This is a genomic window from Staphylococcus sp. HMSC056G08, assembly GCF_001812305.1.
Taxonomy (GTDB): domain Bacteria; phylum Bacillota; class Bacilli; order Staphylococcales; family Staphylococcaceae; genus Staphylococcus; species Staphylococcus simulans.
On sequence record NZ_KV808465.1, the window covers coordinates 72,163 to 82,025 of the forward strand.

The 9,863-nt window shown below is 35.1% G+C and carries 9 protein-coding genes; 6 read left to right on the forward strand and 3 right to left on the reverse strand.

The genetic code is table 11. The annotated features are described in order from the left end of the window. Nucleotides 1–60: 60 nt before the first annotated feature. Complete coding sequence (locus HMPREF2846_RS06690) at nucleotides 61–1,044, reverse strand: metal-dependent hydrolase (protein ID WP_002481646.1); 984 nt, start codon at nucleotides 1,042–1,044, stop codon at nucleotides 61–63. 119 nt (nucleotides 1,045–1,163) lie between these two features. Between HMPREF2846_RS06690 and mutY the strand changes: the two genes are divergently transcribed. The 3 genes from mutY (at nucleotide 1,164) to HMPREF2846_RS06705 (ending at nucleotide 4,720) form a co-directional block, all read left to right on the forward strand. After that, entirely contained in the window at nucleotides 1,164–2,210 is a 1,047-nt protein-coding gene (gene mutY / locus HMPREF2846_RS06695; protein WP_070626240.1) for an A/G-specific adenine glycosylase, read from the forward strand. 72 nt (nucleotides 2,211–2,282) lie between these two features. Continuing rightward, the gene (locus HMPREF2846_RS06700; RefSeq protein ID WP_002481644.1) at nucleotides 2,283–2,825 is read left to right on the forward strand and encodes a nucleoside tri-diphosphate phosphatase; all 543 of its coding nucleotides are present in this window, start codon (nucleotides 2,283–2,285) and stop codon (nucleotides 2,823–2,825) included. Between the two features lie 158 nt (nucleotides 2,826–2,983). Beyond that, nucleotides 2,984–4,720: an ABC transporter ATP-binding protein gene (locus HMPREF2846_RS06705; RefSeq protein WP_002481643.1), complete on the forward strand. Its 1,737-nt coding sequence runs from the start codon at nucleotides 2,984–2,986 to the stop codon at nucleotides 4,718–4,720. A gap of 51 nt (nucleotides 4,721–4,771) precedes the next feature. Here HMPREF2846_RS06705 and HMPREF2846_RS06710 read toward each other — a convergent pair whose 3' ends face one another. Then, complete coding sequence (locus tag HMPREF2846_RS06710) at nucleotides 4,772–5,872, reverse strand: FUSC family protein (protein WP_002481642.1); 1,101 nt, start codon at nucleotides 5,870–5,872, stop codon at nucleotides 4,772–4,774. A gap of 107 nt (nucleotides 5,873–5,979) precedes the next feature. Beyond that, on the reverse strand, nucleotides 5,980–7,269 hold the full coding sequence (locus tag HMPREF2846_RS06715) for a glutamate-1-semialdehyde 2,1-aminomutase (protein WP_002481641.1): 1,290 nt from the start codon (nucleotides 7,267–7,269) through the stop codon (nucleotides 5,980–5,982). A gap of 81 nt (nucleotides 7,270–7,350) precedes the next feature. Between HMPREF2846_RS06715 and bcp the strand changes: the two genes are divergently transcribed. The 3 genes from bcp (at nucleotide 7,351) to perR (ending at nucleotide 9,308) form a co-directional block, all read left to right on the forward strand. After that, the gene (gene bcp / locus HMPREF2846_RS06720) at nucleotides 7,351–7,806 is read left to right on the forward strand and encodes a thioredoxin-dependent thiol peroxidase (RefSeq protein WP_002481640.1); all 456 of its coding nucleotides are present in this window, start codon (nucleotides 7,351–7,353) and stop codon (nucleotides 7,804–7,806) included. Between the two features lie 5 nt (nucleotides 7,807–7,811). Further along, the gene (locus tag HMPREF2846_RS06725) at nucleotides 7,812–8,762 is read left to right on the forward strand and encodes a phosphoglycerate dehydrogenase (RefSeq protein ID WP_070626242.1); all 951 of its coding nucleotides are present in this window, start codon (nucleotides 7,812–7,814) and stop codon (nucleotides 8,760–8,762) included. Between the two features lie 93 nt (nucleotides 8,763–8,855). Continuing rightward, nucleotides 8,856–9,308 (forward strand): peroxide-responsive transcriptional repressor PerR, encoded by a 453-nt coding sequence (gene perR / locus HMPREF2846_RS06730; RefSeq protein WP_002481638.1) that lies wholly within the window; start codon nucleotides 8,856–8,858, stop codon nucleotides 9,306–9,308. Nucleotides 9,309–9,863 lie beyond the last annotated feature (555 nt).

The following is a 9,863-nucleotide window of genomic DNA, read 5'->3' on the forward strand; positions in this document are numbered from 1 at the left end:
TCATAGAAAAAATAAAACGAGAACAAAGTGTAGTTGATACATTTTGTTCTCGTTCTTTTATTAATGTGTATAAAGTTTTTTCATCAATTTCTGTTCACTAAAGACCCAACCTGTGTATGAATGGGTGATATTTAAGTCTTGGTCCAAATGTACAATCGCTACGAAAGAATAGTGATCTTTGTTTAAATAACGTAAGTCGATGAAGCGGACTTCAAGAATATTATCGCTTAAACGACGAGTATCCCATCTGTATATAGAAGAGAAGTTTAAAAACGCTTTGATATTAGGGTCGTTACGTAATACCTGCATTAATTCTTCATCAGGGAATGGTTGACGTTTCACTTTATCAGCGAAAACGACGTTTGTCCCATAACTGCGTCCGACATAGTCGTGAGTTTGTGTTTGAACTGCGACACGCCATTCCATAAATTTCATAGTAGGTGCCACAAATACTTTAACTAAGTGTGCATTATCTTGACTGCTGACCATACGTAAAACACGTTTTCGAATCGTGGCTTGGAAGATAAAACGTACAATATAATAAATTACTAATACGATGAAAATTGGAATATACACCGCAAAAGCATTTAAGCCAAAAGCCCATAGCACAATGCCTAAACACCATAAAATAAAGATGTAAGGATCAAAGGTATTAATGACACTCAATTGTATCCATTTATTTGAGAAAGGCCGCAACGCTTGCGTACCGTAGGAATTGAATATATCTACAAAGACGTGTAAAAAGACTGCAAGTTGTGCCCATAACCAAATATGCAATGGATTAATATGGCTGAAAAAGGTAAAAACGAGTAAGGTTATAAGTATCGGCCATAATATAGTGAAAGGTATTGAATGTGTGATACCTCTATGATTAGATATATAAACAGCATTATTTTTTAGTTTTAATACAGTGTCGCTGTCAGGAATTAAAGAACCTGCGATTAAAGTTGTAGCCGCAGCACCAAAATGATCTGACAGGGTCGGGTCATGCATGGCTAGCGCAGTAAGCCCAATGCCCATGACGATATGTGTGCCTGTATCCATAATTGTTCACTCATTTCAATTAATCTTACATATAGTATAAAACATAATGACAAATAACTAAATCAATTCACCCTTAATTAAAGGGTGTGTTGACAAGAGAGAAGGAGAACTATTGAAGAATGAAACAGCAAAATAGTTTCAAAAGAGATTTATTAGATTGGTTTGAAACCAATCAACGTGAAATGCCTTGGCGAGAAACGACTAATCCTTATTATATCTGGATTAGTGAAGTTATGCTTCAACAGACACAAGTTAAAACAGTGATAGATTATTATCATCGTTTCACAGAACGTTTTCCGACAGTTGAAGATTTAAGTCAAGCATCACAAGATGAAGTTTTAAAATATTGGGAAGGATTAGGCTATTATAGTCGTGCGCGCAATTTTCACCATGCAGTGCAAGAAGTTGCGACGCAATATAACGGTAATGTCCCAAGCAATCCGGATTTGTTCGGACGATTAAAAGGTGTGGGACCTTATACGCAAGCAGCGGTGATGAGTATTGCGTTTGATTTACCATTGCCAACCGTTGATGGTAATGTCTTTCGTGTGTGGTCTCGCTTAAATAATGATTTCAGTGATACTACAAAACAATCTGTCCGCAAAAAATTCGAAAGTGAATTGCGTCCTTATGTCACAACACATGCAGGCCAATTTAACCAAGCTATGATGGAGCTTGGCGCATTAATTTGTACACCGAAATCACCGCTTTGTTTATTATGTCCGGTTCAATCACACTGCGAAGCATTAGAAGAGGGGACGGTTGATCAACTACCCGTCAAACCTAAAAAGATTAAAAAGAAGACAATTAAACAAAATTGTTATGTCATTTATAATCAAAATGATGAAGTGTTAATTGAACAACGTACAGAAAAGCTATTACATGGAATGTGGGAGTTCCCGATGTATGAAGCAACTTATAGTGAAGAACAGCTTCATGATTTATTACAACAAGATATATCTATTAGTGAGACACCGATATTTAAGTTAAAACATCAATTCACACATTTAACTTGGGACATTCAAGTCTATCAAGTTGACGATGTTATAGATGAGTCACAAACACAATTAAGTGATTGCTTTGTATGGATGCGTTTAGAGGATAGAGATCAATACAACTTTCCAGCATCGATGCATAAAGTATTAAACTATTTAACAACGAAGTAGTTAAGTCTGAGTTTAAAAAAGCATTATGTTATAATTGTGATTGTGAAAAATAGCCAGGAGGAGGTGTGGAACATGGTAAAAGAGTCCATACCGAAAGAAGGAGAACGTATTAAAATACAAAGTTACAAGCACGATGGCAACATTCATAGAGTTTGGTCAGAAACTACGATTTTAAAAGGGACAGACCATGTTGTGATTGGGGGCAATGACCACACGCTTGTAACCGAAAGCGATGGACGTACATGGATTACCAGAGAACCAGCAATCGTCTATTTCCACTCGGAATATTGGTTTAATGTCATCTGTATGTTCAGAGAAGACGGTGTATATTATTATTGCAACTTATCGTCACCATTTGTGTGTGATGAAGAAGCATTGAAATATATTGATTATGATTTAGATATCAAAGTTTATCCGAATGGTAAATATCATTTGTTGGATGAAGACGAGTACCAACAACATATGCAGCAAATGAATTACCCTAAAGATATAGATGCGATTTTACGCAGGAATGTTGATATCTTACAACAATGGATTGAACAAAAGAAAGGTCCGTTTGCGCCAGACTTTATTAAAGTTTGGAGAGAACGCTTTAAAAAGCTGAGACAAGGTTAGCATATCAAGCAGATTGCTTTATTACGTCTTGTGTTTTTAATTATAATAACTTTGGTATGAATAATAATCGTAATACGAGGTTGGGACATCGCAATAAAATGTCTCGCCTCGTTGATTTATTTCGCATTAGAAAAGGATAGAAAGGGAGGATTGCCTCAATGATACGCAGGTATTTAAAGTTTGTTAAGCCGTATAAATGGCGGATAGCAGCTACCATTATTATCGGTATCATTAAATTCGGCATTCCGATGTTGATTCCATTATTAATCAAATATGTAATTGATGATGTCATCAACAATCCGAGCATGGGCACGCAAGACAAATTAAGCCACTTGGGTATCGCAATCGGGATTGCCTTTTTTATATTTGCAGTCGTACGTCCACCGATAGAATATATGCGTCAGTATTTAGCGCAGTGGACTAGCAACAAAATACTTTATGATATTCGTAGACGTTTATATGATCACTTGCAAGCACTAAGTGCACGCTTCTATGCCAACAACAAAGCAGGTGAAGTGATTTCACGTGTTATCAATGACGTTGAGCAGACTAAAGACTTTATTTTAACAGGACTAATGAACATCTGGTTAGACTGTGTGACAATTATTATCGCATTATCAATCATGTTTGTACTTGATGTTAAATTGACATTAGCCGCTATGATTATATTCCCGTTCTACATTTTAACGGTTTATTACTTCTTCGGAAGATTACGTAGTCTAACACGTGAAAGATCTCAAGCTTTAGCAGAAGTACAAGGGTTCTTACACGAACGTGTACAAGGTATTTCGGTGATTAAAAGTTTCGCAATTGAACAAAATGAAGCGCAAAACTTTGATAAGAAAAACAGTAAATTCTTACATCGTGCTTTTAAACACACACGTTGGAATGCTTATTCTTTCGCAGCAATCAATACGGTAACTGATATCGGACCGATTATTGTAATTGGCGTCGGTGGTTATTTAGCAGTAACAGGTTCCATTACAGTTGGTACGTTAGCTGCGTTCGTCAGCTATTTAGAACAACTTTTCGGACCTCTACGTCGTCTTGTTTCTTCATTTACAACATTGACACAAAGTTTTGCTTCTATGGATCGTGTTTTCCATTTATTAGATGAAGACTATGATGTAAAAGATGAACCTTATGCGAAACCGCTCAAAATCACAGAAGGTAACATCTCTTTAGATCATGTATCTTTCCGATACAATCCACATGCACCTAAAGTGTTAGATGATATTTCGTTAAATGTGAATCATGGCGAAACCGTCGCCTTTGTAGGAATGTCTGGTGGAGGTAAATCGACATTAATCAACTTGATTCCTCGATTTTATGATTCTACCGATGGAACGATTACTATAGATGGCTATAATGTAAAAGACTTCTTATTATCTAGCTTGCGTGAACAAATCGGTTTAGTTCAACAAGATAATATCTTATTCTCAGACACAATCAGAGAAAATATCTTACTAGGTAAACCAGGTGCGAGTGATGAAGATGTGATAGAAGCGGCTAAACTCGCAAACGCACACGATTTCATTATGAGTCTGCCTGAAGGTTATGAAACTGAAGTAGGGGAACGTGGTGTGAAATTATCAGGTGGTCAAAAACAACGTATTTCACTTGCACGTATATTCTTAAATAATCCGCCGATTATTATTTTAGACGAGGCAACAAGTGCGTTAGACCTAGAAAGTGAAGCAATCATTCAAGAAGCTTTAGCACATTTAAGTGAAAATAGAACAACATTAATCGTTGCCCATCGCTTATCTACAATCACTCATGCAGATAAAATTGTAGTAGTTGAAAACGGACAAATTATTGAAGTCGGTACGCATCAAGAGTTATTAGCTAAACAAGGTGCATACCATCATCTTTATACAATTCAAGACTTATAATAAAGAAAGAGCAGAAACGTCCCTCAGCGGAGGACAGTTTCTGCTCTCTTTTTATAAGTCTAAGTCTTCTTCTTCAATTTCAATGTTAGAGTCATCTGTATGGAATTGGAAATAACTCATGACCAAACGGTCTAAGTGTGCTAAATCATAACTGAATTCCTCGATTGCTGAGATAATCTGCATGACATTAGAAATTGAATACTCAGAGGTTTCAGTGTTCAGGACCATTTCATTTTTAAATGCTTCCATTAACTCAATTTTTTGCGGAATGTCCACAGGAGCTTGGAAATTCTCGAAATCGTGTCTTGCTTTTTGAGCGATGCTTAACATAATTTGGTCATATGAAGTCATTAAATCATCTAGTTCAAATTTGATTTGCAAACGAAGATCAGTACTCATATTATGCAAATCATGTTGGTAACGATGCATACGTCTCAAAACATCATAGGCACTTTTTGTAGTTGTCACAACTTGTTTGAAAATTATCTTCTTACGATTTAATTCTGGCCAATTTTTTCTAAAGAAAGGACGTTCTTCTTTATAATAATTGAATAATTGTTCCAGATTTTTCAAACGTTCTTTAATACTCTTTGTATCTTCTTTAACATGGTAAAACTCTGTTGTATCGTTAATAACCAATTTAATCCAAATGAAAATATCAGAAGCGATATTCATTGAATTATAATAAAGCTTTGTTTCGTATTTAGGTGGAAAGAAGGCGACATTGACAGTGAAAGCACTGAAAACACCAATCATCACTAACACGAAACGATAAAACGCTGATGCATAGAAGTTACCTGTTTCTCCACCTTGACCCATGATGATAAGGGCAGTAACTGTGGCTAAGGTTGCAACATGTTGAAGTTTTAATTGGAATAATAAAGCAATTAAGACTATAACTGTTGCGCCCATGATAATAATACTATCGCCAAATAAACTGACCATCGATACAGATAAAATTGCACCGATTAAGTTACCTTGAAACTGTTCTTTTATAGTTTTATAAGAACGATATACACTTGGCTGCATTGCTACAATTGCACCGATACCTGCTACGGTAGGAATGCCTGCACTCTTTGGCAGCAGTGATGCAATTAACATCGCTAGGACAATCGCAATACCTGTTTTAAATATTCTTGCACCTAGTTTCAAATGAGTGTGCTCCTTTATTCCTATTTATGCACATTTGCTTGGAAGTGGTTTCCAAAAACAAAAACGTATATTAAAGTTTATACACTGAATCAATGTGTTTTTCAAGTTTATTTCATTTGAGAGAATGCATAGTCTGCAGCACGTAATGTTTCTTCAATATCTTCATCTGTGTGTTCTGTTGTTAAGAACCAAGCTTCAAATTTAGAAGGTGCTAAGTTGATGCCTTGATGCAACATTAATTTGAAGAATTTCGCAAATGCATCGCCATCAGAATTTTCTGCTTGCTCATAATGTGTTACTTTTTCGTCAGTAAAGTAAAGTGTTAATGAACCATAAACACGGTTTACTGTAGCTGTAATACCATGTTTTTCAATTAATTCATTTAAACCATCTTCTAATTTTTTACCAAGACGATCTAATTCTTCGTAAACACCTTCTTGTTCTAAAACTTCTAATAAAGCGATGCCTGCTTTCATTGAAAGTGGATTACCAGCCATTGTTCCTGCTTGATATGCAGGGCCTAAAGGTGCAACTTGTTCCATAATGTCTTGACGTCCACCGTAACCGCCGATTGGTAAACCGCCACCGACGATTTTACCGAATGCTGTTAAGTCAGGGTATACGTTCAACAAGTCTTGAGCAGCACCGTAGTGGAAGCGGAATGCTGTGATAACTTCATCATAAATTACAAGACCGCCATATTGATGGGTGATTTCATTTACTTCTTCAAGGAAGCCAGGAAGCGGTTCAACCATACCGAAGTTACCGATAATAGGTTCAACTAATACTGCTGCGATTTGATCGCCCCAATGTTTCATTGCTTCTTTGTAAGACTCGATATCATTAAAAGGTACTGTAATTACTTCTTGAGCCACGCTCTTAGGTACGCCGGCTGAATCAGGAGAACCTAATTGAGAAGGGCCGCTACCTGCAGCAACAAGTACTAAATCTGAGTGTCCGTGGTAAGATCCAGCGAATTTAATAATTTTATCGCGATTTGTATATGCACGTGCGACACGAATTGTTGTCATGACAGCTTCAGTACCAGAGTTGACAAAACGCATTTTTTCTAAAGATGGAATTGCTTCACGCAATTTTTTAGCAAATTCGATTTCTAGCTCAGTTGGTGTACCATAAAGCACACCTTTAGCTGCTTGTTCTTGAATAGCCTTAGTAATATGTGGATGTGCATGTCCAGTAATAATTGGACCATATGCTTGAAGATAATCAATATAACGATTGCCGTCTACATCATATAAATATTGACCTTTACCTTCTTTCATTACTACCGGTGCACCGCCGCCAACTGCTTTATATGAGCGAGAAGGGGAGTTGACACCGCCAAGGATGTATTCGTCTGACAAACTTTGAAGTCGTTCGCTTTCAGTGAATTTCATTTTTTATCAACCTCTTTTAATTTAATATTTCCGTTTACTATCGTATCATATAATTAACTATAAGAAGAAAAAGGTGAGCATATGTTGAAAAAAGGAGACAAATTCCCTGAATTTGCATTAGAAAATCAAGATGGAGAAGTCATTACTAACGACACAATCAAAGGCAGAAAGGCAATTCTTTATTTCTATCCTAGAGATAATACACCTGGATGCACAACAGAGGCTTGCGATTTCCGTGATAACATGGCTATGTTTAATGATTTAGATATTGCAGTATACGGAATCAGCGGAGATTCTAAAAAGAAACATCAAAACTTTATTGCTAAACATGATTTGAATTTTGATTTGCTAGTAGATGAGGATTATAAATTATCTGAAGCAACTGGCGTGTATCAATTGAAGAAAAGTTTTGGCAAAGAATCTATGGGAATTGTCAGAACTACTTTCGTTGTAGATGAAAATGGTGTCGTAGAACATGTAATCGAAAAAGTTAAAGTAAAAGAACAAATGAATCAATTAAAAGAAATGTTGGGGTGAAGTGTGTGAAGGTTCTTTCATTAAATAGATTAAAAGACTCAGAGCAGTTATTGGAAGAAACTTTTCCAGAAGTAGAATTTGTATTTCGAAAAAATGTAGATGAAATAAATGAGCAAGATAAACGAGATGCAGATGTTGTAATTGGTTATAGTGGCAAAGCTGATCAAGCTTTTTTTGAGAGTATGCCTAATTTAAAGTTTGTAGCTTGGTATGCGGCTGGTGTTAATTCACTACCATTACAATATTTTGCTGAACGTAATATTGTATTAACGAATGTATCAGGTATTCACGCAAAACAAATGAGTCAATTTGTATTTGCCTATATTTTAGATGATTATAAACAAATGAGAGTTTCTAGACAAAATCAAGATAATAAAGTTTATGATTCTACAATTACAGGCAGACGTGTAGATGGAGATACGTTACTAATTTTGGGGACAGGTAATATTCCTAAACAAATTTCCAAACTTGCACGTGCATTTGAAATGAAAATTATTGGTATTAATACAACTGGACATGAAGTTGATGGATTTGATGAAACATATCCTTTAAAGGAACTTGATCAAGTTTTGCCTAAAGCAGACGTTGTAGTTAATGTGCTGCCCGAAACTGAAGAGACGTACCATTTATTAGAAGATAAGCAATTTGACGCAATGAAAGAGACTGCATTATTTATTAATATCGGCAGAGGTACAATTGCTTCAGAAGAAACAATTGTTAAAGCGCTTAATGAGGGCAAAATTCGTCATGCTTATTTAGATGTTTTCGAAAAGGAACCTTTATCAGAGGATAATCCGTTATATCAATTAGATAATGTAAGTATTACTGCGCATATCACAGGAAATGGTAAAGAAAACTTTAAAGAGGCATCTCAAATTTTTATTAGAAACTTCAAACATTTTCTAAGTAATGGAGATGTCATTGAGAAAAAAGTAGATTTATCAAAAGGTTATTGATAAAATAATGTGCCAATATTGACATTTCAATGGTTCTACCGTTATATTAATATTAAGTAATAATAATTATTAAGTAGAAAGACGGTGGATTAGATGAGTGCAGAAATGGAATCTATTGAGCATCAATTAGAGGACTCTATTGCATCTTTAAGAAATGCCGGAATCAGAATTACACCGCAAAGACAAGCCATTCTTAGATTTTTGATTTCAAGTGAAACTCATCCAACAGCAGATGAAATTTATCAGGCACTGTCACCAGATTTTCCAAACATAAGTGTTGCGACGATATACAATAACTTACGTGTGTTTAAGAAAACAGGAATTGTGAATGAATTGACTTATGGAGATGCATCTAGTCGCTTTGATTTTAATACACATAATCACTATCACGTCATTTGTGAGAATTGCGGTAAGATAGTAGATTTTCATTATCCGCAATTACATGAAGTTGAACAATTAGCTCAACATGTGACAGGTTTTAAAGTGTCACATCACAGAATGGAAATTTATGGATTATGTCCAGAATGCCAAAGTAAAGAACAATAAAACATTATTACCATTAATAGGAAAGCTGAATGTCATATGGCATTCAGCTTTTTATATTTGGTTTCGGATCATGTGAGTTTTAATCCTATGTAAAGTATTTAACAACGTTCCTTACAATAAGAAAGCTGATTTGAAGTGGGGGACAAAGTATTAATACACTCAAAGAGTAAGATGATTGGACGTTTAATTACACCATATACATCAAAAATCTCATATGAATGAAATCGTGCGTACTATTAGTAATTTTATACATTTTTTATTATAGAAAATTATTGACTCTTAACTAAAGGCTTGATATGATGAATAGGTCGTTGAAACGGCGCAGTAAATTAAACATTGAGAATTAAAAGTTTGAATTAAAAACTTTAACAAAGTGTAAATTTTACTATTGATTATCAACAAGAAACATTATAGAATAGTTATTGTTGAAAAAAACGAAACAAGTTACTTCGAAAAAATAAATTTTAAAAAGTGCTTGACTTCAAAATTTAAAAGCGGTATAATTGATTATTGTAACGCGAAAAAAATGAACATTGAAAACTGAATGACAATATG